This window comes from Dictyobacter alpinus (genome assembly GCF_003967575.1).
GTDB classification, from domain to species: domain Bacteria; phylum Chloroflexota; class Ktedonobacteria; order Ktedonobacterales; family Ktedonobacteraceae; genus Dictyobacter; species Dictyobacter alpinus.
Map to the genome: position 1 here is coordinate 2,191,266 of NZ_BIFT01000001.1, position 22,052 is coordinate 2,213,317.

Below are 22,052 nucleotides of genomic sequence, written 5' to 3' on the forward strand. Positions count from 1 at the left end.
ATGCATAATATGACGGCCAGATATCAGCGCTGATATCTGGCCCCCGCATTTTCCCCCTCCTCCTCCTCTCCTCTCCAACCACATCACAGCGTAGCGGCAGGGCTCGTCCCTGCTCCAGTACCACGTACGATCAGGTCCAGGTTAGAGGCTGACATGTTTCGCCATGCTCGCCTTAACATGACCACGTGTCTCAGGGACGTGTCGTACGTGGTACTGGAGCAGGGACGAGCCCTGCCGCTACTTGACATTATGCTGACCGTCAGGTAAATTGGTGACTGTAAAGTCATTGTTTGATTTCACAAGTCATAAAAATAAGAGGTATACTACAAATACTCTCATTCTAGAGCGTTTCTTACATACTACGGTTGGTTATTTTTGAGAGGTTTTTTTGAGGCTATGGATACATATACACAGATCTGGGCTGGTTCACGGCCGGGTTGTTTGATTTTTTTGTTGGATCAGTCTGGTTCGATGGCGGATCCGTTTGGGGCGGTTCAGGCGGGGGCGGGTCGGCGTAAGTGTGATATGGTGGCGACGGTGCTGAATGGGTTTCTGAATGAGCTGATTGTGGCTAATACGGTGGCTCAGCGGGATGGGACGACGGAGGTGCGGCCACGCGCGGAGGTGGCGGTACTTGGCTATGAGGGTATCTCGGTGGAGCCGGTGTTGCAGGGCAACCTGGAAGGTCGCTCCTTTGTGAGTCTGGCCGAGCTACAGATGAATCCACTCGATATCGAGCGGCGTAAACGAACAGAGATAGATGATATCGGGCAGGAGATCGAGATCACGGTACCTTTTCCGGTCTGGGTCAAGGCGAAGGCTGGCGGCGGTACGCCGATGTGTATGGCGCTAGAGCAAGCACGAGATTTGGCACAGGAATGGGCAACGAGTCATCCAGATAGCTATCCGCCCGTTATTATTAATGTGACCGATGGTGTTGCCAGCGATGGCGATCCGTTGGAGCTGGCGCAGCAGATTAGTGAGATCTCAACCAATGATGGACGGGCCCTGTTCTTCAATGTCCATATTACGGACTATAATCTGGCCCCCATTATGTATCCTGCCACGCAGGCAGAGTTGCCAGATGATCCTTATGCGCAATTATTATTCGAGGTTTCCAGCGAGATCCCTGAGAATAGTCGCCAGCAGTTACAGTCCTTATTAGGACGTCCTGTACAGCCGGGTGCGCGTGGCTTGATCTTCAATGGTGATGCCGCTTCGGTACGGCAGATGTTTGTATTTGCCAGTGTACCAGCCACCCAACCTTTGAATGTAAGTCAATAATAGTTCTGAAAACATGAGTAAGAAACTGTATGTATGCACAAGTAACCAGGTTGCAATGCTGGAAATCTGAGCACAATGAGCAGTCATGCGAGGATGCGTTTGCGATCAGCCTATCACAGGGCTTGTTAACGGTTGCAGACGGTGTTGGCACCACATTATTCTCCAATATCTGGGCCAGACACCTCGTGGATCATTCCATAGCTACGCCACTCTTAAGTGAGGATCCTTTTGAGGTTGAATGGTGGTTGCGCGCGGCACAGGAGCATTTTCAGAAGTTGTTACCGGGTATCGAGGGTTTACCCTGGAATGCTTTGCAGAAAATGCAGAATGAGGGCAGTTTTTCGACCCTGGCCAGTCTGCGCGTCTTCTCATCCTATCCCTTAAATGGTGAGGCGATCCAGGCCAAGCTGCTGGCCTTTGGCGATAGCTGTATTTTTGTACAACCGGCGGCCTCGTCGGAACTGCTGTCCTTTCCTATTGTTGATGCGGCGGTCTTCGATCAGCCGCCGATCAGTCTACCGTCCAAACAAGGTGTTTTCAACCGCCATTTCCAGAGGGGAATGGCGATGGATCTGCTGCTCCGTCCCGGCGATCGTATCTTGCTGGCGACGGATGCGGTGGCGCGTTGGATTATCGGGGCCGCCAACCGGCCCAAGGATACTCCGCATGCGGCCTTTGAGGCCGTGGCGGAACAGACCATGGCGAGTTGGCCCGCTTTTATCGCGGACTGCCGCGCATCCGGTTCAATGATTGATGATGATTGTACGGCCCTGGTGATGACGTTACGCTCAGATGCCGAGCAGATCGGTGAGCCATTAGGGTCGACCGCCATCCATCATCCTGAGATGCGTACACGGCGCAAAATGACATTCCTACAGGCGGTCCAGACCCAGAACCGCGAGCAGGCCGCGATCCTTTATGGGGATGGACAGGATCTGGCCCATGAGGGTGTGGTCTTTCCTGAGGATCAATGGCTGCATGCGCGTGCCGTGGCCGACGCGCTACGCGAGGTGCTCGCAGTTATGCGGCGCGAGATCAATGGTCCACGGGCGGTGCAGAAGATTATGCCGGTCTGGCGCAAATATGCACCTCTCCTCCTTGAGGAAAGTTGCGCGGCCTCGGTGCGTAAGACACTGCTCAAACTGGGCGTTACCCTGGATGAGTCCGCCACGTCAACCGCCATGGTCCCGGCTGTCACCCCAGGCAGAAATATGGCGCTCAACGTGTTCGTGAAGAGTCCAGAACAACTACAACTGGAACAGGCGTTGCTGCTGGCGTTACATACCAACGATGATGCCGCGCTGGTGGAAACTTATCTGGCCCTTCAATCGCTCCCATATGCCGCCGATTTTATCGCCGCCAATCAGGCTGAGGAGCGCATTCGGCAGGCCATGCAACGCGAGTTGGGCCACCACCAACTCCGACAAGCCATCGCCAGTAAACGCGTAGAACAGATCGCCATGGCTTCCGATCGCGTGGGGCGCGACCATTCCTTTTTATCCCCCACAGAACGGCAGATTGTTCTGCTGGCACATCAATGGATGGACGCCTGGCGCTCACAGGATGGGAACACTTTAATGACTGCCTTTGAGGCGATTGTCCGCTCACCTTATAGCGAGGCTCTCTTATTTACCGATCAAGAGAAACTACACTTGCAACGATTAGTCGAACAGAGACGCGTGCAGCAGCAGCAGCAACAACAACAACGGCAACTGCAGCCTCCACAATCTAATACAATGTCTCAGCCAGTCCTGGCGATCACACCAGCACCGCTAACACCATTACCGATCCCACCAGCACCAGCTACGAGATCAGCGGTAGGGGTGCCCGCGATCAGTGAATTCTGGTTTAGAAAAGTATGTGTCGTGAAGCGCGCGTATCTCTTACACTGGGTCTACCAGAAAGTAAGCGCTACCGAGTTAGAACAGATAACGCTGGACGATCTGGTGAATGCCCCGCTGATCCATAATGGTATCGTGCAAGCCAACAAGAGCGGGACTGCTCTACCGCTCTTGCCAGACATACTACTACCTGACATCTTTCAGGCTTTTAAAAGCAATCCCATGGTCAATTATGATAGTTTAATCCAGGAACATGGTCTGACGGATGCACAGATCAAAGAGATTCTATTGATATTTCTGAATCGTCAACTTTTCGAGGATTATCTGACCTGGGAACAATCACTCAAGCTTGAAGAATGGTTGCAGTTGACGCATGGTTGTGGCGCGGAAGAGTTTCGCTGCCGTGTAGAAATGGCCTGTCCATGGGTAATGGACTTGAGCTGGTGGAAGGGATGATGGCATGCCTGAACGTCTTGCTTATGATGAGGCGATGCTGTTTGCCGCGACACGTCTGAAAATAGCGGATCCTGATTTGAAGCAGGGAAAAGTTGCGACGGTAACGACCAGTACGACACTTGGCAGCCTGGAGCGTCCCTGGGGTATTGAGGGTGGCTTTGCGGTGGTCTATAAGTTTATTACACGGAGTGGCAAGGTTCGGGCGCTGCGCTGCTTCCGTGTACCTATCAATCAGGATATGCGCTATCGCTATGAACGTATCAGCGCTTTTTTTGCTACGCAGGCACCCGATATCACGGTCGATACCCATTATTATGCCGATAGCATCGTTGTCAAAGAGCAAGGCGTAGCAGCGCCACGTGCCTATCCGATCATTGATATGCAATGGGTTGATGGTATGACCCTCCTTGAGGCCGTCGATGCATATTGTCAGCGCCACGATACGGCGGCCCTGCACAACCTAGCGCAGCGCTGTCTACAACTGCTACTGCGCATGCAGCAATGCGGTATGGCCCATGGCGATCTAGCCGGTGTTAACATCATGCTCGGAGCCAACAATCAACTTCTGTTAGTTGATTATGATGGCGTCTACATCCCCGAGTTTGGAGCTGAAGACGTCACCAATCCTCCCGGTCGCATCCTACTCGGTCAACCCGACTATCAGCATCCCCAGATGGCCGAGCGCGCCTTCAACGCCCACATGGACGACTTCTCGGCCCTGGTCATCTATACCGCCCTATTGGCCCTCAGCATCCAGCCCGCGTTATGGGCCAGCTACAGCAAAAGGGACGCCAACGGTAAGCTACTGGACACCAACCTGTTATTCACACGCCAGGACTTCAAAGAGCCGGCCCAATCCAGCCTCTTCACAGTCCTGGCCCAACTGGATCACCCACAACTGAATACAGCCCTCGCAGAGCTCCAGCACGCCTGTCAGCAACCCATCAACCAGGTCCGTTTTCCTGAACAGCTCATGGACCTGACCAACGGCCAGCCAGCAATCATACCAGTAAATAAAAGCTATATACCAGCCAAACGACCCGCCGCCAGCCGCACCATACGCGCCCCGCAACGTGAACTCAGTCCTCAGGCCAGCGCATTTCAGCAGATCTGCGACACCGAAGACGAAGAAGCCATCGCCGCCGCCTTTGAAGAACTGAGCAACTTCGGCTACTTTGACGCCCAGATCCTCTCACCCGCCCAGCTACAACGAGCCCGACTAGCCCAACAGCGGCGCGGCGCCCTCGCCCGCTTCCGAGTCGCCCTCGCCAGCAAACGCCCCCAGCTGATTGCCAGCGCCTACAACGACCCGCTCCTCAACCCCTGTCGTAACGTCACCACCAGCGAACGCGCCATCCTCGCCCTCGCCCGCGCATTCCAACAAGCCTACAACCAGGACCCCCCAGACAACACGGCACTCATAGCCGCCTATCAAGCCATCCAACAATCCCCCTACCCCCACGCCTTCATCTTCTCCACCCCCGAACAAACCCGCCTCCAAACCGCCCATGATGGCCATAATTTACGCCCATCATAACAAATATTCATCTTCTTTACCCACGAGCAAACTTGCTTCTATGTGACCACTTGACATTAAGGTGACTTTCTGGTAAATTAATGACTGTGAAGTCATAAAGAAATTTGTACAGTCAAACTTTGATGTTTGGGGTCAGAAATCAACTGACATGACCAGAAAAATATGTCTCAAGGAAATTGGTCAAAAAAATGATATATCAATCGCTTAAAGAAAAGCAGCGGCAAGAACGCGAGAACCTGATCTTACAGGCAACACAGGAGTTGTTGTTGGAGCGCGGGTACTTCGATACCTCGATGGGCGAGATCGCCTTGCGGGTCGGAGTGGCAAAGGGGACTCTTTATCAACACTTTGAGAGCAAAGAAGCTTTGATGATCGCCCTCTTTAAGCGTGAGTTTGAGGATCTACAGAGTGAAACCGCGCGCATAGCGCAAATGCAGGAGGGTGCGCAGGTCAAGTTGTCCATGGCAATCGATGAGTTGTGCCATCAACTGGTTGATAAGCATCCTTTGTTCTTCATTTTACGCCATGCCGCCGATTTAGAAACCGAAGTACATGCTGAGATAAAAGATGCCTTTGCTACTGTACGCAAAAACATTGCAGCCATTCTGGACCAGGGGAAAGAAGAGGGCCTGTTTAATACAGCTCTCTCTACCGAGGTGATGCAGGAAGCATTGTTCGGCATCATTGTCTCGCGCCTGTTTAAAAATCTCCACCAGGGCCTCTCCGTTCAATATGAAGATCTGGTGGATAATTTGAAGTGTATCTACCTTCATGGGATTACAGCTCCCGCAGCCACTGCATAAATACATCTGGCTGTAATGATCACTCAATGATGAGATTATTAACAGAACATGGCACCATAAATGCTATGTTCTTTCTATAAACATGTTTAAATTCTATTGAAATAGTGTACGTTGTAAGGAGCAAACACGTTATGCAAGTTTCTACAGTAACTCCGCAGGAAAAGTCGGGGGGACTTGCGTATAAGTGGATAGTTGCGATCGTTGTGATCTTTGGTTTATTCATGACCATCCTCGATGGTACGATTGTGAATACAGCCATCCCTCGATTGCAGAACGCATTTGGTGCAGACCTGACCAGTGTTCAGTGGGTGCTAACGGCCTATACGTTAGCTCAGGGTGTGGCAACCCCCTTGACTGCCTATCTGGCCAGTCGCATTGGTAATAAGCGTTTATATCTTGTCGCATTAATTGGTTTTACGCTCGGATCGGCGTTGTGCGGACTCTCCTGGAGCCTCTCGACCTTGATCATATTCCGCGTGGTTCAGGCGGTATTTGGTTCATTCCTGTCTCCTCTAGCGATTACGTTGCTCTACATGGAGTTTCCTCCTGAGGAGCGCGGTACCGCGATGGGCTTCCTGGGTATTCCAATTCTGCTGGCGCCAGCTTTCGGCCCTACCCTAGGTGGTTATCTGGTAACCTACGCCGACTGGCAGCTAATCTTCTATATAAATCTGCCTATTGGTATCGTTGGTACGCTACTGGCATTCTTCTTCCTACATGAAAGTCAGGCGCAGCGGGTTAATTTTGACTTCCTGGGTTTTGTCTTTGCGGGCGTTGGTCTGGCGGCCGTCCTCTATGGTCTATCCGATGCTGGTACCTCCGGCTGGGGATCTGGGATTGTGCTTAGCTGTATCATTGGTGGCCTGATTTGTCTGGCAATCTTCACATTTTTAGAACTATCACGGGCCAGACAGGGCAAGGCCGTCCTACTAGATCTGCGGGTCTTCGGTAATGGTGTCTTCACGACCAGTATCATCGCCAGTACGCTGGTAATCTTTGCGCTCTATGGTGGCCTCTTCTTGATACCGGTCTACTTGCAGTCACTACGCGGAGAGAGCGCCTATCAATCCGGACTCGTCCTGCTGCCACAGGCCTTTGCCTCGATGTTAGCGGTCCTGATCGGTGGTCGTCTGGTCGATAAAATTGGTGTGCGCGCCGTGGTTATTCCTGGTCTCTTGATCATGGGTTTCGCCATGTGGATGCTCACCTCGATCAATCTCACCGAGCCAATTGGATCGTTCCAGATGGCATTGATTATTCGCGGCTTCGGCATGGGACTCTGTTTACAGCCGTTGTCGGTCTCGATGCTTTCGCAGATCAAGCCAAAGATGCTCTCGCAGGCCTCGTCGGTCAACACTACGTTCCGCTTTGTCATGAGCTCACTGGCCGTCTCGGTAATCTCGACCTACGTGACATCGCAGAATAAATTGCACTTTGCCCATCTGGCCGAGCGCGTCACCGCCAACTCGCCAACCGGCACCTTCATCACCCAGATGCAGGCCGTGCTGATGTCAAAAGGATCATCAGCGACCGCCGCTTACGCTACCGCCTTAAAATATATTGGCGGTCGGCTCCAGTTGCAATCTTATGTGATGGCCATGCAGGACGCCTTCTGGGTAACCCTGATACTGGTCGGTGTGGCCGTTATCGCCTCCATCTTCGTCAGTGGTAAATCCAGGAAGAAGAAGGTGGAACAGGTCGTGGAAGAAGAACAACCATTGACCGATGAAGAAAAACTGGCACGTGAAGAAGCCATGCTGGCAGTCTAATCCTGATAATCGATACAACATCCATAGATCTTATATAAAATTTTACGTTTACGCTTAAAAGGAGACCACGCACAATGCGTCGCATGATTTTTGTTTTCCTGTTAATCATAGTCGCCGTTGTAGCAGCTATCGGTGGCGTCGGCTACTGGTTCTACAACAACTACCTGTACTATCAAACCGATGACGCCCAGATCAGCGGGCATATCCTGAATGTCACCAGTCCTCAAGCCGGTCAATTAAAGACCTTGAGCGTGAAACTGGGTGATAAAGTCACCACTGGAGAAGTACTCGGCACCATCACAGCCGCGCCAGCAGCTCCAGGCGCGAAACCAACCACCATCGACGTCACCAGTCCCATCAATGGGACCGTCGTCCAGGCGAATTCAGTTGAGGGACAGACCTTGGCTCCAGGTACATCCGTAGCCCAGGTAGCCGATCTCGCCAACCTCAACGTCATGGCCTATATCGACGAAGGCAAAATCAACGACATCAAACCAAACCAGGATGTTGACATCAGCGTTGATGCATTCAGTGGCACCAGCTATAAAGGTCACGTGCAGAACATCGTCTCAGCCACCGCCGGCTCGTTCTCACTCCTACCCTCGTCCGACAACGCCAGCGGCAACTTCACCAAAGTCGCGCAGCGTATCCCGGTCGTCATCACATTGGATGGTAACGGCTCCAACACCATCGTCCCCGGCATGAGTGCCGAGGTCACCATCCATATTCACTAAAAGCAAATCCCTGATTGATGGATAATCCCCTATAAAAGGATTATCCATCAATCAATGTACACTAAAAGGAGAGAAGAATGTTGATTCCCGGAGGACTGATTGCAGTCGCCGTGCTTGCACTGGTAGGTGCCTTTTTCCTATCACGTGGTGGTAACAATACAAAGCCAGCCAGGGTTACCAGTGCCAGTGCAAAGCCAGAGCCAGAGCCAGAGCCAGAGACACCGGCCCAGCCCGCGCAACCAGCTATCGACAAAACAAAGACCATCCCAGCCCCTGAAGCCAGACGTCAGGACCAACAGCAGGAATTCCCCCAGAATCCTAACATGCCTGACATCAGCCGGGAGCATACCACAGCCATGCCCGAATTCAACGGCAACCACTCCATGCAGGTCAGCCAGCCAGCCAACTACTGGCAGCAAGAGCAAGCCGCCCAACAGCCAACCCAGGATGTAGCCGCCCTCAATCGCCGCTTATACGAACTTGCAGGCCAGCTCCACATCCTCCAGCGCCAGCAACGCGACATCGAACAAGGCCTGGTCCAACTCAGCGGCATCATCGAACACCTACAAAGCCCAACAAACCCAACCCATAACAACTCCTCCATCCCCTCAATGCCCTACAGCGAATAAACAAATACTCTCAACTATCTAATTTTTTAAGGGGAAGCTGGCGAGGCGGTCGCGACCGCCTCGCCAGCTTCCCCTTAAAAAAGAAGCGAGCGCCGCAGGCGCGAGGCGTCAGCCATAAAACCCACACCCACCGTTAAAATAAATTGCCGAAGGTCTTCTCACCTCAAGGCGAGAAGACCCCCAGCAATTTATTTTAACCCCACCTATCCTCTTGACTTTGATTTGACCTTCTGGTAAATTGATGACTGTAGAGTCACCGATTCTTTACACAAGTCAAATTTAACGTTAAGCAGTCAAATGAAAACCGTCTGGTCACTTGCTTGATAGCAACTATCACGTCTAACTCTGACACAATCTAATGCATGCTTTAGATTATTAGCTATATGGCTACATATACATATGGCAATATCAAATACTGTCTAATCGCGCATATACGCTCCGGATTAGAGAGTATGACACAAGGAGTTTCTGACTATGCAGATGGCTGCACCTGCCGTTCCCCGGCAGGGAGGATTACCATATAAATGGATTGTGGCTTGCGTAGTGGTATTTGGAATCTTTATGAGTATTCTGGATAGCACGATCGTCAACATCGCGATTCCGCGCTTGCAAAGCGCTTTTGGCTCGGACCTCAATAGCGTCCAGTGGGTGCTCACGGGCTATACGCTGGCCCAGGGTGTGGCGACCCCGCTCACAGCCTTTCTCTCGGAACGTCTTGGTATCAAGCGCTTCTACATGCTCTCATTGGCAGGATTCACGATTGGCTCGGCCCTTTGCGGCATAGCCTGGAGTCTGCCGGTCCTGATTGTGTTTCGCTTAATTCAGGGCATGACGGGAGCATTCCTTTCTCCACTCGCCATCACTCTGATCTATCGCGAATTCGCGCCAGCTGAGCGTGGAACGGCGATGGGTGTACTGGGTATTCCGATCCTACTGGCACCGGCCTTCGGCCCTACGCTAGGTGGCTATATCGTAACCTTTGCCGGCTGGCAGTTGATCTTCTATATCAATCTACCACTGGGCATCATCGGCTTGATCCTGGCTGCGATCTTCATCCGTGAAGCGCGGGCAGAGGCGCGAACCAGCTTTGATATTCCTGGTTTCCTCCTCTCCGCCTCAGGACTGGGATTGCTGCTCTACGGACTTTCCTCGGCCAGTACCGATGGCTGGACTTCAGGGACGGTACTGAGCTGCTTGATCGCGGGTGCGATCTTGCTGACCACGTTTATCTTTGTGGAGCTGGACCGTGCTCGACACGAGAAGCAGCCATTGTTGGATATACGTGTGTTCGGTAATCGCTCATTTTCCACCAGTAGCTTTGCCAGTATCCTGGTAACCTTTACGCTCTTTGGTGGACTCTTCCTGGTTCCTGTCTATCTACAAAATCTACGGCAGTTGAGTGCCTTCCAGGCTGGTCTACTACTCTTACCGCAAGCCTTTGCCTCGATGTTCGCCGTTGTAATCGGTGGACGTCTGGTGGACCGCTTTGGTGTACGGGCCGTGGTTATTCCTGGTCTGATCCTGACAGCCATCTCGATGTGGCGCTTCACCTTTCTGGATCTCTATATTCCCTATACCTCATTCCAATGGCTCTTGATCCTACGCGGCTTTGGTATTGGATTGTGTTTACAGCCGTTGATGGTATCGGCGCTGGCAGAGATTCAACCGCGTATGCTGGCCCAGGCCACAGCGGTCAGCACCACACTGCGCTTTGTAGGTAGCTCGCTGGCGGTAGCGATTGTCGCCACCCTGGTACAGAGCCAGACAAAGCTACACTATGCCCATCTGGCCGAGCGCGTCACACCAGACTCTCCACTCGGACAACTGGTACCGCGTCTCCAGGCGCTCTTTATCTCACATGGTGCTTCAACCACGGCCGCATATGGCACAGCCTTGCGTACCATCGGAGGTCTGGTCCAGCGGCAGGCATACGTGCTGGCCATGCAGGACGCCTTCTGGTTGAGCCTGGCATTAGCAATCCTGGCAATCGTCGCCTCCTTCTTTGTCAGCTCAGGTCGGCGCAAAAGCCAGCCGGCCCAGATAGAACCATTAAGTGATGAGGAAGCCAAGGCACGTGAAGAGGCCATGATGGCGGTCTAAACATCATCACAGGGAATAAACTTCCCGCTCGCGCTTACACATTAAAAAGACATTTTCAGCAACACGCTTGCGATATAAAGGAGAAAACGCATGATGCGTCGTATGATTCTTGTTCTTCTATTGATACTGGTCGCCGTACTGGCCATTATCGGTGGCGTCGGTTACTGGCTCTACAACAACTACCTGTACTATCAAACCGACGACGCCCAGGTCACAGGAAAAATCCTGAACGTCAGTAGCCCCCAGGCCGGTGAGCTGACCACCCTTTCGGTGAAGCTCGGAGATAAAGTGACGGCGGGACAGATTATCGCTTCGATTTCGGCGAATCCAACCACCCCCACCGGTACGAAAACAAATGTAGATATCACCAGTCCTATCGCCGGTACGATCGTTCAGGTACCAGCCATCCAGGGCGAGACCGTCGCACCTGGATTGGCGCTGGCCCAGGTAGCCGACCTCGGCAATCTGACGGTAACGGCTTATGTAGATGAAGGCCAGATCAACAATGTGAAGGTCAACCAGGATGTTGATATTAACATTGACGCATTCAGTGGCACCAATTATAAAGGTCATATCCAGAACATCGTCTCAGCGACCGCAGGCTCATTTTCGCTGCTACCCAGTACAGATAATGCCAGCGGCAACTTCACCAAGGTCTCACAGCGTATTCCGATCGTGATCAGCCTCGATGGAGCCGGTAGTAACAACATCGTACCTGGTATGAGCGCGGAAGTAACGATCCACGTGCACTAAGACCGCAGGCTGCCGTTGAATGCTATGGCGATTCAGCGGCAGTCGCGCACTCTCATTAAAGAGGAGTAAAGAAGAAGTATGCTTATTATTGGTGGACTTATTGCAGTTGCGATCGTGGCGCTGGCGCTGGCCTTTTTTCTGGCCCGTGGTGATAATCGCGAGAAACAGGCGTATGAGCTTCCTCCCCGCACGCGGGAAACACAGCCAGTGGCGGCTACTCCAAAGCCGGATCCACAGGTTGAAAGCGCTCCCGCCACACCCACACCTACCAGCAGACCAGCACCAGCCGAGTACAGAAGAGTGGATGAATTGGAGGGCGCAAGTACTAATCATGACGCATCCACTTACTATGATCAGGATACCAGCGTCCCGGCCTTAAATCGGCGCGTCTATGAGCTGGCTGGCCAGCTCCATTCATTGCAGCGCCAGTCTCAGGAAATCGAGCGTAGCCTGATTGAACTCAGTGGAACTATCGAAGGTATGGACACACGTGGCCGTCACAATAGCACCCCATTCTATTCCGGCGGCAGCTATGTTCCCGGAGATTCACACGAAGAGTCATAAAGACTAGTTCTCTAGCGTTGCATGCATATAACAACCAACATAGCCATGCAACGCTAGAGGGGTGGCAACTTGTGCTCTCCCTTGCACTAATGGCACATATGCGATAAGTTAGACCGGCTTAAAAAGAGGATTGAATGATAGCGCTGCGTATGTTATGATAAAGTAAGCGGGGCTGTAGCTCAGTGGATAGAGCGTCGGTTTCCTAACCACCCCCTGTGATGAACCCGCTCCACACCTGCCTTGACGAGATTTCCAAGCAGATAGAGCGATGGTTATTTCGCAGAGGAGGTTATCAGTGGTTACCCGACCAAAACAAGCCGCCGAGATCCAGGAGCCGATGACAGTAGCCTGGGCAATTGAAGCCTATTCCTATGCAGTCCTTTCCCTCTCCGCCGAAACACAGAAATGGTATCTCCAAAAACTTCAAGTCTTCAGCGATTGGTGTACAGAAAAGAATCTTACCCTGGACACATTGAAAGTTCTCCATCTTCGGCAATTTACAGAACACCTGAAGACACGGACTAACCCACAGACAGGTAAGCCGCTCAGCACATATACTCAACACGGCTATACACAGGTGGTAAAGAGCTTTCTCAACTGGTGCAGCAATGAAGAGGATTTAGAGGATGTGGTCAATGAGAAGCTAGCCAAACGTATGCCGATGACAAAGGTGGATAAGAAGGTTATTGAGATCTTTACCCCTGATCAGATACGTGCCCTCTTTGAAGCCTGTAAGAATGAGTATAATGAGGAAATGATACAGAGGGATAAAGCTATACTTGCGGTCCTCTTTGACACCGGGATCAGGGCCTCTGAACTCTGCGGCCTTACTCTTGACCACGTTTATCTCTCTAAATCAGAATCCTATCTTAAGGTTTTCGGCAAAGGAAACAAGTGGAGAGAGGTACCGCTTGGGAACAACTCCAAAGCCGCAGTCCACAAATATATTCACCGTTACCGAGACGCAACCAACCAGGAAGGGCGCGTATTTCTCTCCCGAGCAGGAAAGCCGATGACAGCATCAGGACTCTTGCAGCTTTTTGAACGGCTTGGAGATTGGGGACACGTGAGGGGAGTACGATGCAGTCCACACACTGCCAGACATACCTTTGCTGTAACCTTCCTGACAAATGGCGGCGATCTCTATAAGCTTAGTAGATTGATGGGGCACACTTCAGTTATGGTCACGGAGAACTACTTGAGAGCATTCCAGGCCAAAGACGCCAGGAACGTTGACAGCGTGCTCGATAGCTTGAAGCGATAAGCCGGAGAAATAAAGGAGGCGATTGAATGGATGATCAGGCGCTAGAAGATCTGTATGGACCAGCAGCCACCTATAGCGATCATAAGAAGGGCGAGCGAATCACCTTCACAGAAAAAGGGGAGACGTACACAGGTATGATTATATGGGTATGTGCTCCTGGAGTGATAGCGGGCAGACAGATCCCAACGCATTACATTGTCGAGGCAGATCAGCGGGGTGGTTTCCCATTCATCGTCTTGCCTTCTGACATCATTGAAACCGCTTCTGAGCAATAATTATGAAGAGAATCTAGAGAGCAATAGCCCTTTAGATCTCTTCTTCCCTACATTGCTGCTAACGAGACGTAAGTCCTCCAGGTCATGCTCAATATTAGATAAGAATGCGACACTACGCGATTCCCACTGAGTAAAAAAATCACATATACTTGCGTGCTTGCGACCAAAAATATCATGATACGTAACAGTTACACGCATAACTGCATCTTCGGGCGCATATAAGGTATAGTGATTATCGACTTTTTGCCGCCCGTCTAGTCTAACAACATCCTCGCTAAGAGCTAAACCTACTCGCTCATTCTTTTCGCCTTGCATTAAAGGGTCGCTGAACCTGGAAGTGAAATATTTATGATTACCAGAAGACCCACATAAAAACATAGCGCCCACAATATTTGTGGCTACACCCGTCCCTACATTCTTCAACTCTACAAATTGAGCCTTTGTTTCTGTATCTATTTTTCCACCCGGAGCCATAGTTCGTAAACCGGGAGTAATCACTAATAAAGGTTTCTGAGCATCATACGTCGCATCCGTCATTAATTGTAATTGCTTTCGGCTTAAACTAACCTGTTTCAAAGCAATGGACGCAACTATAGCACTAAGCATTGTTCCAAAGGCTGAAATGATGCTCAGTATGGTTTGTATATTTCGTGTTAGCCAATCCAATATAGTACCTTACTCCATGAATCTTTAAATGGATGCCTCATTGGTAATTTCCGCTTGCTCGCCTAACCAATCCTCGGCCGTCACTGCCTCCGCAAGCTCTTTCACCAGCTCTACAGTATTCACACTCACCGTCACAACTTGCTTAACCAGACGCATAATGTACTGAGGATCATCCAGACGGTTAGGATCACTCTCGATACCGCTGCGCCTATCGAGCGAGAATTGATACTGATCAATCACCCACTCCAGCGCAGAGCGACCCCCTAAGCGGTACTCAAAACACTCTTGAGGTATATTTTCTAGTGCTAACCCTTTGCTATAAACGAGCGATGTTTTATCTGCTGAGAGCTTCATCTTCTCGACACGCAGGCGCTGAGAATGCGGAATATTTTTGTCAGTTACAAGCCCCAGCGGATACTCTTCTGCCTGCTCATAATTCACATGCATGTCCATCAACTGCTTACCCACACTCACGCATACCTCAAAAGCCTCCAAGTCCAGTAAAAGAGGAATATACGGTAATGATCGTTTGAGGTTATCTTTATATATATTCCGATATTGTGGATGATGCAGTATGCCGTAGACATAGTAAAAGATATCCCATTTAGTTACCCCTACCCCATACTTGTCTTGAAACTGTTTTAGCGCCCAATCAGTAATATTCTCGCGGCGGTTACTACCATCTTCATCATAAGTATAGAAGGGGAAACATTGCACTTTTTCAAAAGCTAAATCTAAAGTAGCAATAAGGTTTGTGACGAGGCAACCAAATCCTTTTCTATCACCAAGGCCAGGCACACAAATGACAAGATTCTCTTTTTCGCTATTAGAGTTGGGGAAAATGCGAGGAAAAGCACCTTGCCGATGCGTCATGATACGGTCGAAATATAGATTTTGTTGCGTAAATGGTCGATAGAGAGATTTTCGTATTTTCTTTGGATCAAAGGTAGTTTTGGTCTTTCGCCCCAGGTACTCTTTTAAGCGGCTACTCCATTTTATTTTTGTTTCATCTGAAAGCACGAAGTTATCAATATCTTTTGGTTGTCCATTTATAATCCAACGTGCAACCTCTACATTGTACGTTTCAATCATCCGGCTAGCTTTGTCGGCTAATCTCCGCACATTAAAGTCATACATCCAGTTATCACGACCCGTTTGTATCCCCTGTGAATATAATTTAAAAATAGTCTTAGCCTCAAAACCACCTATGCTCTGAGCAGATTTCGCCTCTTTGGTCCCAACAGGTAAAAAGCTTGTGAATTCAGCATGCAAACCCTGAGTAATCCATGTATTATTGATATCTGGCTGCAACTCCAACCAATCTACTCCAGCAATATTCCTATTCTCTTTCAAGTTCGCTAATTTTTCTGTTTTACGCCAGTTTTCTGGGACGCGGTAATAATAGAGGGTTCGTGCTACATTTTTCGAGGAGCGTACAGCTATTGTAATTCCTACCCCTACTTGAATACCAAACACATTGTGAGTAGTACCTGAGAGCTTTGGATTCTTTCGTACGTTGCCATGTAAATCAAGGTGGTAAAGTTGGGTAAAATCTTGCAAGAGGTGTTTGCGCATACCATCAAACGCTATTTGGTCAACGAAGGAATTATTTGTAACCAAGCAAACAACACCATCTCGATTACCTAGGCGATCAGCAGCCCAGCGGAAAAACTTCACATATACATCTGACAATGCGTTTCTGTTTGAGGCTGTTGATGCCTTTACATACGTTTCACGGACACGGGCATCAATAATTGGGTATTTGCGGTTTTTGTTGTTATCATTTTCATTCATCTGTCCGACGTTGTACGGAGGATTGCCAATAACTACCATAATGTCTGCATCTTTTTCTCGCTGCACACGTTCAGTATTCTCTTCAACAAAGAGCGAGAGTTGTTGTTCTTTAGCTAACTCCAATGTATCAGCGAAACAGATACCCTCAAACGGCTCATATTGGCCCATCTTTGCGTAGTATTCATGCTCAATATTTAAAGAAGCAATGTAATAAGGTAGAAGCATGATTTCGTTGCAGAAGAGATCTTCTTTGTACTTCTTTTCCAGCGAGAACTCGTCAATACGGCGGATGAGGTTGACGATGAAGTTGCCTGTACCAGTAGCGGGGTCAAGGATCTTTACGCCAGGAGTTTCGATAGACTTGCCAAATTCGCGTTTCAGTACCTCGTCTACACTCTCTACCATGAAGTCAACGATCTCTTGCGGTGTATAGACGATACCATGTATATCTGCTTGCTTGACAGAGAAACCCTGAAAGAAGCGCTCATAAACAGTGTTCAAAAATTCCTGCCGCTCACCCCAACTCTCAATACCTTTCGCTGCCCTTTCTATTGCCACATAAAAGCGATCGAGAACCTTGAGAAAGTCCGTACGATTGAATGAGCGACTAGCCAGCGCATCAATAACCTTCTCTACCTCTGCGGCAATAACATTACGGCGTACAAAGTCGGGGTTATTAAATACAGTACTAAAGAGGCGCTCCGTTAGAAGATGCTGGGCTAACATCTCATCGATAGCTTCGTCATTCATCTTTGGATTAAGTGCAGTGCGGCAGACTTCGGCAAAGGTAGCAAAAGCGACTTGAAACTTCCTGTTAAGGTTATGTTCTTCTTTGATAATGTTGAGTAGAGCCTGGGCATGTTCTGGTATCCGCTCTTTGAACTCGTCAACCGCTTCCTCAAAGTTCTCAATATCTGGCTCAACATAGGTGAAAAAATCGCGGAGGAGGTCAATAACACGGTTCTGATCTGACAAGTCATATTCGTTAGGTGTATTGCGTTTTCCCTGATATAGAACTGCTCGCCTACTGTCCTCGAAAAGGGTATTAGTTAGTGGATAGCCCGTAGCGATCTTTTTGCGAATCTCCTCATCTAGATTAACCTTTGGTCCTTTGGCTTCCCAATACCCACGACGAATACGAAACTCATCCAGAACAACACCATCCGGGCGTATCTTATCAATCGTCATCTCAGGAGCAAGCGACCACCCACAATACTTTGCCACAGTAGATAGCATATTTTGGAATGCAGCACGTAGGCCCAGCTCGTAGTTAGCAACTTCTTGGTAGCCTTTTAACTCTTCTTTATATTGCCTGACGATCTTCTTGAGATAATTTCTATCAATGTTCTGTGGTGTACGCGCCATATTCCTTCTCCCAGCTTCCCCACCCCTGGCACTTTTCTTATTGCTCTCAGCTTCTTGATCGGCTTCCGAATCTACTATTCCATTTACTTTATTGACGACTTTACGGATACCTTTAGCGACATTGGTGAGTGCAGCATCTTCGTTTGTCCACATTTTAACAGGCTTTCTATTGCTAGGCAAAGGTTCTAATTTGGCGAAAGGAGCATATTCCCAGTCACAGGGATGGAGAAGGATTGGAATAACATGTGCCTCGCCTGCTTGGTGGCGTCTTAAAGCTTCCCTGGCTTCAACACTATAGCAGTAGTCAGAGGCAATAAAGTTAGCACTAACGAGAAGAAGGATAATATCAGCGGTTTTCAAGTGAGAGCGAAGATCCTGGTCCCACAACGTTCCAGCAGTGATATTTTGAGAAGACCAGGGGGAGATCAAACCTTGGCGAACGAGCAGCGAGAGGTGCTTATTGAGCTTCTTGAGTAGCCTTTCATCCTCATTGGCATACGCATAGAACAACTCCAATGTATTGGTCGTCATCACAGCATTCCTTGCTAGAACTCAGAGCCTACATACAAATGATGATCTTAAAAGAGGAATCAAAACAGGCGAAACAAATAAATTAGTAGAGATGATATTCTTCTGGCACCTGATCTTCAGATATATCCTCTAGCAGTTCTGTCGCAGGTACCGAAAGCACGCGGGCGATGCGATTGAGGGTAGATAGTGAGGCATCATGGTAGGGATTGCGCCAGATTTTCTGTATCGTTTTGTACGAGATATCAGACAACCTTGAAAGCTTCGCCAATCCCATTCCCTTATCTTGGGCAACCTCTTTTACACGCAATCGCAACAAATTCCTACCTCATAAATCAATAGATGCAATTGATACTACTACAGCTAGGTTGTTGACGTAAGCTGGTTTGTAATGGTATTACTTAAGGGGTGGTCTTTAAAACCAATATCGGAATGAGAAAGGGAATCTTTATATGAGTGAAGTTGCATTGTTGAGGCGGCAGATAGAGATGGAATGTGAGGCAATGAGGCAGGCAATGAGCGGTTTCAGGGTCGCTGCTTCCCACGACATTATCACGAACCGGTACAACTCGATAGGAGGCTTACAGGAGCAACTAGCGGCTATTGTAGGTGAGCAGGAAGCAGCGAAAATTGCTGTTGAGGTATACATTCAAGCGATAGGATAGAGCGATGGAAGAGAGAAAGAAGAAGCCGACGTTAGAGCAGTTCAGGACCATCCATTACTTTGATATTCCTACCATAGCCACGCTTGCAGAGCTTGGAACCACGACCGTGTATCATGCACTCCTTCGCAAACCTATCTACCAGCGAGATGCGGAAAAGATTGTTGCAGCCCTGGCCCGGCACACAGGATTAGAACTAACGACGGAACATGTTGATATTGTGGTATGGGAAGAGTCGCATATTCATTGAAGAATCTTTTTATTCGGTTGTCGAAAATATTATTTCGGTGGCCGAATTTTTATGTTCGGTTGCCCTCTGTTTTGCTACTAAGTAGATAGGAATGATTGAGCAATACTTACAGGCATTAGTGGCTCACACACCGGAAAGTTCTTGTCTGCTCGTTTACATGATTTTTTAGCATACACCTCCTCTTTTTCTAGCTCAAATTGCATCCCAATCATACACAAAAGACCTCGTAAAATAGCCTCGAAATGGTCAAAAATCCCCTTGAAATTGTTGAGAAATGGCTTTTAATTAGGATTGAAATAGAATAAGTACAGCAAGAATTATGGGTTTTACAGGTTAGCAAAATTGGCCCAAAAATGTGTATTTCTAGGTGTCCTTATTGGGTATAATTAAGGCAGAGATAATAATTCAAATCCTCAAATCTCTGCTCACATTTCATTTCCACAGTCACGAAAGGGGAATGTTGTGTCCTTATTACCTTTGAAGGATGCAGCTAAAGCCATCGGTGTGCCCTATAACTCTGTTTGGCATCACTACAAGCTTGGCCGCATACCCACACAAAAAGTCGGACGCTACAGATTAATTGATCCAGCAGTGTTACAAACATTGCTTCTAGCATACGGATATCAACAAAAGCGCATGAATACTCAACCAAACCATTAATTTAGAAAGGATTTATCATGGCTTATCTCCGCAGTATCGACCATCCTTACCAGGGAACAGCCCAACCTTATTGCTTTTATTGTGGGGCTACCATCAATTATCCTGCAATTCACAGAGTTGGCAGTACAGGAGCTATCACACTCCATAGCAACTGTGCAGTAGATCTCTCAATTAAAATCATGGCGGATGTCAATCATATGCAAAACGATACAAACCGACGCATCCGCATGTAACAAAGAAATTAATAGGCAAACAAGAAACAGAGACCTCACCTTTGATTGGGGTCTCTTCATTTTGGATTTCAGCCCTGAGAGGATTAGACTCGACTGGACTAAGAAAAGGATTATGATCATGAAGCTTTTCAACGAACAAGACCGACTGACTCAGATGCACCCAGCTCTCGATATCGTGAATGATATTGTGTATGTAACAGCAAGAGTGATGGATGAGAAAGGTCGATCCGTTGATGCAGTCATTACAAGTGAGAAAGCAATTTTTGATGCGGATGATTGGGCCAACGAGAAACGCAAGCGGGGATTAGAAACATTTGCGGATGTCGAACTTCAATGTGGGTCTCGCTGGAGCACTAAAAGTATTCAACGTTTTCTTGATGGCACATTAACAGCACCGAGTTGGCAGCAGACATATGAGGAGATCTATGATGCGCTTGGCAATGTGCTAGTAATGACTGATAACCGCTACCTCACTGTCATCACACTTTATGCAATGATGACGTACTTTCAACCGCTCTTTGATTTTTTGCCAATTCTTCATTTTAGAGGTCCAGCAGCAAGTGGTAAAAGCAGAGCTGGCGCAGCACTCTCGAAAATAGCTTTTAATGGGAAGATGGATGGTAGCCCAACGCCATCAACTATCTTTCGTAGAGCACACGAGGGTCGATATACACAGATCATTGCCGAGACAGACCACTTAGCACAACTTGGCTCTGGTGACGCATTTGCAAGACAACTTCAATCAGGCTGTAGTAAGACCGAAGCGACAGTAGAAGTGTCCGAAGGTAGAGCACATAAATCCTTTGCACCAACAAGCTACCGTATCTTTAATCCGCGTGTATTGCTCTCTACACAACGATTTAAATCACATCCATTGCGTAGTCGGTGTATTCGTCTCGACCTCGTAAAGAGCTCAAATGCAGATGAACGTAAACTGCGCAGATCTCTTGAGAACGAGGAGGTCTGGTCTCCCCTTCGGGATAGCTTATACAACTTGTTACTTCTCCAATGGCGGGATGTAGAAAGCACCATGTATAATCTCAAAGACAACTGGCATGAGCTTTCAGGACGTACTTTCGATAAATGGCTTCCCCTGGCAACAATGGCAAAACTGGTATCAGATGATGCGCTTAGTGTTGTTAATGAGTTAGCTGTTGAGAGCATTGAGGAACAACAAGAGGATGCAGAGGGCGGATTTGATGCTCATATCATGAAGTTTGCAGCATGGGTAACTAGATACAGTGATGAGTCACTCACGCCCAAACAATTATACGGGGTCTTCCTGGAGCCGCGAAAAACGTCTAGATCGGAACAATCTGAGCAACCTGAATGGGCCGAAGACACACAGGACACGGTAACAATTAGTTATCTTAAGCAGAACGTCAGCAGTGAACGAAAATTAGTCAACGACATGAAGAGGTTGCACTTAATCCCCCAAGCCCCCAAGCATACACGAACAGGGAATGAATATGAGCTTAATCAAGAGAAGATCATGAGTATTGTTAGGCCGTATATGGGGGATGCATTCCTCGAAAACGCGGCTTACTAAAGATATATGTACGGCAAATGTGAAGTGATAGCGGTGAGGGTGTGAGTTTCCCCTTATTATACCTTCACCATTGTCACCGGCCTGGGGACTGGGATGAGGTGAGGTTGTGAAGATGTGAAGGAGATAGATGGATGATGACGGACTGAATAAAATCTAATCAATCAATCTATCATCTTCATTCCTCCACGTCCTTCACCCAACCCCACTCAACCCGCCGGGGAAGCCGAAGAAACAAGGGTAACGTAGCTTCACATTAGCTCCACCTGGACCGCCGCTAACTTCACATTATAGATCCCGCCACCTTTACATTAGCACTTTCCGCCATTCTAGCTTCAC

General features: G+C 48.9%; 20 protein-coding genes. 17 read left to right on the forward strand and 3 right to left on the reverse strand.

The window, feature by feature from the left end:
* The first annotated feature begins 396 nt into the window (after window positions 1–396).
* The 12 genes from EL633_RS08655 (at window position 397) to EL633_RS08710 (ending at window position 14,009) form a co-directional block, all read left to right on the forward strand.
* On the forward strand, window positions 397–1,284 hold the full coding sequence (locus tag EL633_RS08655; RefSeq protein ID WP_126626795.1) for a vWA domain-containing protein: 888 nt from the start codon (window positions 397–399) through the stop codon (window positions 1,282–1,284).
* 29 nt (window positions 1,285–1,313) lie between these two features.
* Window positions 1,314–3,581 (forward strand): PP2C family serine/threonine-protein phosphatase, encoded by a 2,268-nt coding sequence (locus tag EL633_RS08660; protein WP_126626796.1) that lies wholly within the window; start codon window positions 1,314–1,316, stop codon window positions 3,579–3,581.
* A gap of 4 nt (window positions 3,582–3,585) precedes the next feature.
* Entirely contained in the window at window positions 3,586–5,118 is a 1,533-nt protein-coding gene (locus EL633_RS08665) for a protein kinase family protein (protein WP_126626797.1), read from the forward strand.
* A gap of 188 nt (window positions 5,119–5,306) precedes the next feature.
* Entirely contained in the window at window positions 5,307–5,921 is a 615-nt protein-coding gene (locus EL633_RS08670; RefSeq protein WP_126626798.1) for a TetR/AcrR family transcriptional regulator, read from the forward strand.
* Window positions 5,922–6,052: 131 nt separating this feature from the next.
* Window positions 6,053–7,690 carry a DHA2 family efflux MFS transporter permease subunit gene (locus tag EL633_RS08675; RefSeq protein WP_126626799.1) on the forward strand — a complete coding sequence of 546 codons (1,638 nt, stop codon included), beginning with the start codon at window positions 6,053–6,055 and terminating at the stop codon, window positions 7,688–7,690.
* A 74-nt stretch (window positions 7,691–7,764) separates the two neighbouring features.
* On the forward strand, window positions 7,765–8,424 hold the full coding sequence (locus EL633_RS08680) for an efflux RND transporter periplasmic adaptor subunit (RefSeq protein ID WP_126626800.1): 660 nt from the start codon (window positions 7,765–7,767) through the stop codon (window positions 8,422–8,424).
* A 77-nt stretch (window positions 8,425–8,501) separates the two neighbouring features.
* On the forward strand, window positions 8,502–9,053 hold the full coding sequence (locus EL633_RS08685; protein WP_126626801.1) for a hypothetical protein: 552 nt from the start codon (window positions 8,502–8,504) through the stop codon (window positions 9,051–9,053).
* A 474-nt stretch (window positions 9,054–9,527) separates the two neighbouring features.
* Window positions 9,528–11,153, forward strand: coding sequence for an MDR family MFS transporter (locus EL633_RS08690; RefSeq protein WP_126626802.1), 1,626 nt, complete (start codon window positions 9,528–9,530; stop codon window positions 11,151–11,153).
* A gap of 90 nt (window positions 11,154–11,243) precedes the next feature.
* Entirely contained in the window at window positions 11,244–11,906 is a 663-nt protein-coding gene (locus EL633_RS08695) for a biotin/lipoyl-containing protein (RefSeq protein ID WP_246039109.1), read from the forward strand.
* A 78-nt stretch (window positions 11,907–11,984) separates the two neighbouring features.
* On the forward strand, window positions 11,985–12,470 hold the full coding sequence (locus EL633_RS08700) for a hypothetical protein (protein ID WP_126626803.1): 486 nt from the start codon (window positions 11,985–11,987) through the stop codon (window positions 12,468–12,470).
* 268 nt (window positions 12,471–12,738) lie between these two features.
* Complete coding sequence (locus EL633_RS08705) at window positions 12,739–13,734, forward strand: tyrosine-type recombinase/integrase (RefSeq protein ID WP_126626804.1); 996 nt, start codon at window positions 12,739–12,741, stop codon at window positions 13,732–13,734.
* Between the two features lie 26 nt (window positions 13,735–13,760).
* Window positions 13,761–14,009, forward strand: coding sequence for a hypothetical protein (locus EL633_RS08710; RefSeq protein ID WP_126626805.1), 249 nt, complete (start codon window positions 13,761–13,763; stop codon window positions 14,007–14,009).
* Here EL633_RS08710 and EL633_RS08715 read toward each other — a convergent pair whose 3' ends face one another.
* The 3 genes from EL633_RS08715 to EL633_RS08725 all read right to left on the reverse strand — a co-directional run bounded on the left by EL633_RS08715 (window position 14,010) and on the right by EL633_RS08725 (window position 18,681).
* Entirely contained in the window at window positions 14,010–14,675 is a 666-nt protein-coding gene (locus tag EL633_RS08715; protein WP_126626806.1) for a hypothetical protein, read from the reverse strand.
* 24 nt (window positions 14,676–14,699) lie between these two features.
* Complete coding sequence (locus EL633_RS08720; protein WP_126626807.1) at window positions 14,700–18,365, reverse strand: type ISP restriction/modification enzyme; 3,666 nt, start codon at window positions 18,363–18,365, stop codon at window positions 14,700–14,702.
* Between the two features lie 82 nt (window positions 18,366–18,447).
* Window positions 18,448–18,681, reverse strand: a complete 234-nt coding sequence (locus EL633_RS08725) for a helix-turn-helix domain-containing protein (RefSeq protein ID WP_307720617.1) — start codon at window positions 18,679–18,681, stop codon at window positions 18,448–18,450.
* Window positions 18,682–18,814: 133 nt separating this feature from the next.
* Between EL633_RS08725 and EL633_RS08730 the strand changes: the two genes are divergently transcribed.
* From EL633_RS08730 to EL633_RS08750, 5 genes are all read left to right on the forward strand, one after another.
* Window positions 18,815–19,027, forward strand: coding sequence for a hypothetical protein (locus EL633_RS08730; RefSeq protein ID WP_126626809.1), 213 nt, complete (start codon window positions 18,815–18,817; stop codon window positions 19,025–19,027).
* A gap of 4 nt (window positions 19,028–19,031) precedes the next feature.
* Window positions 19,032–19,274: a hypothetical protein gene (locus EL633_RS08735; RefSeq protein ID WP_126626810.1), complete on the forward strand. Its 243-nt coding sequence runs from the start codon at window positions 19,032–19,034 to the stop codon at window positions 19,272–19,274.
* 462 nt (window positions 19,275–19,736) lie between these two features.
* The gene (locus EL633_RS08740; RefSeq protein WP_126626811.1) at window positions 19,737–19,934 is read left to right on the forward strand and encodes a hypothetical protein; all 198 of its coding nucleotides are present in this window, start codon (window positions 19,737–19,739) and stop codon (window positions 19,932–19,934) included.
* A gap of 17 nt (window positions 19,935–19,951) precedes the next feature.
* Window positions 19,952–20,167 carry a hypothetical protein gene (locus EL633_RS08745; protein ID WP_126626812.1) on the forward strand — a complete coding sequence of 72 codons (216 nt, stop codon included), beginning with the start codon at window positions 19,952–19,954 and terminating at the stop codon, window positions 20,165–20,167.
* A 118-nt stretch (window positions 20,168–20,285) separates the two neighbouring features.
* Window positions 20,286–21,716, forward strand: a complete 1,431-nt coding sequence (locus EL633_RS08750; protein WP_126626813.1) for a hypothetical protein — start codon at window positions 20,286–20,288, stop codon at window positions 21,714–21,716.
* Window positions 21,717–22,052: the final 336 nt, after the last annotated feature.

Coding starts and splice junctions, on each gene's coding strand:
- EL633_RS08655 (WP_126626795.1), top strand. CDS start 397: ATGGATACATATACACAGATCTGGGCTGGTTCACGGCCGGGTTGTTTG.
- EL633_RS08660 (WP_126626796.1), top strand. CDS start 1,314: ATGTATGCACAAGTAACCAGGTTGCAATGCTGGAAATCTGAGCACAAT.
- EL633_RS08665 (WP_126626797.1), top strand. CDS start 3,586: ATGCCTGAACGTCTTGCTTATGATGAGGCGATGCTGTTTGCCGCGACA.
- EL633_RS08670 (WP_126626798.1), top strand. CDS start 5,307: ATGATATATCAATCGCTTAAAGAAAAGCAGCGGCAAGAACGCGAGAAC.
- EL633_RS08675 (WP_126626799.1), top strand. CDS start 6,053: ATGCAAGTTTCTACAGTAACTCCGCAGGAAAAGTCGGGGGGACTTGCG.
- EL633_RS08680 (WP_126626800.1), top strand. CDS start 7,765: ATGCGTCGCATGATTTTTGTTTTCCTGTTAATCATAGTCGCCGTTGTA.
- EL633_RS08685 (WP_126626801.1), top strand. CDS start 8,502: ATGTTGATTCCCGGAGGACTGATTGCAGTCGCCGTGCTTGCACTGGTA.
- EL633_RS08690 (WP_126626802.1), top strand. CDS start 9,528: ATGCAGATGGCTGCACCTGCCGTTCCCCGGCAGGGAGGATTACCATAT.
- EL633_RS08695 (WP_246039109.1), top strand. CDS start 11,244: ATGATGCGTCGTATGATTCTTGTTCTTCTATTGATACTGGTCGCCGTA.
- EL633_RS08700 (WP_126626803.1), top strand. CDS start 11,985: ATGCTTATTATTGGTGGACTTATTGCAGTTGCGATCGTGGCGCTGGCG.
- EL633_RS08705 (WP_126626804.1), top strand. CDS start 12,739: ATGGTTATTTCGCAGAGGAGGTTATCAGTGGTTACCCGACCAAAACAA.
- EL633_RS08710 (WP_126626805.1), top strand. CDS start 13,761: ATGGATGATCAGGCGCTAGAAGATCTGTATGGACCAGCAGCCACCTAT.
- EL633_RS08720 (WP_126626807.1), bottom strand. CDS start 18,365: ATGACGACCAATACATTGGAGTTGTTCTATGCGTATGCCAATGAGGAT.
- EL633_RS08730 (WP_126626809.1), top strand. CDS start 18,815: ATGAGTGAAGTTGCATTGTTGAGGCGGCAGATAGAGATGGAATGTGAG.
- EL633_RS08735 (WP_126626810.1), top strand. CDS start 19,032: ATGGAAGAGAGAAAGAAGAAGCCGACGTTAGAGCAGTTCAGGACCATC.
- EL633_RS08745 (WP_126626812.1), top strand. CDS start 19,952: ATGGCTTATCTCCGCAGTATCGACCATCCTTACCAGGGAACAGCCCAA.
- EL633_RS08750 (WP_126626813.1), top strand. CDS start 20,286: ATGAAGCTTTTCAACGAACAAGACCGACTGACTCAGATGCACCCAGCT.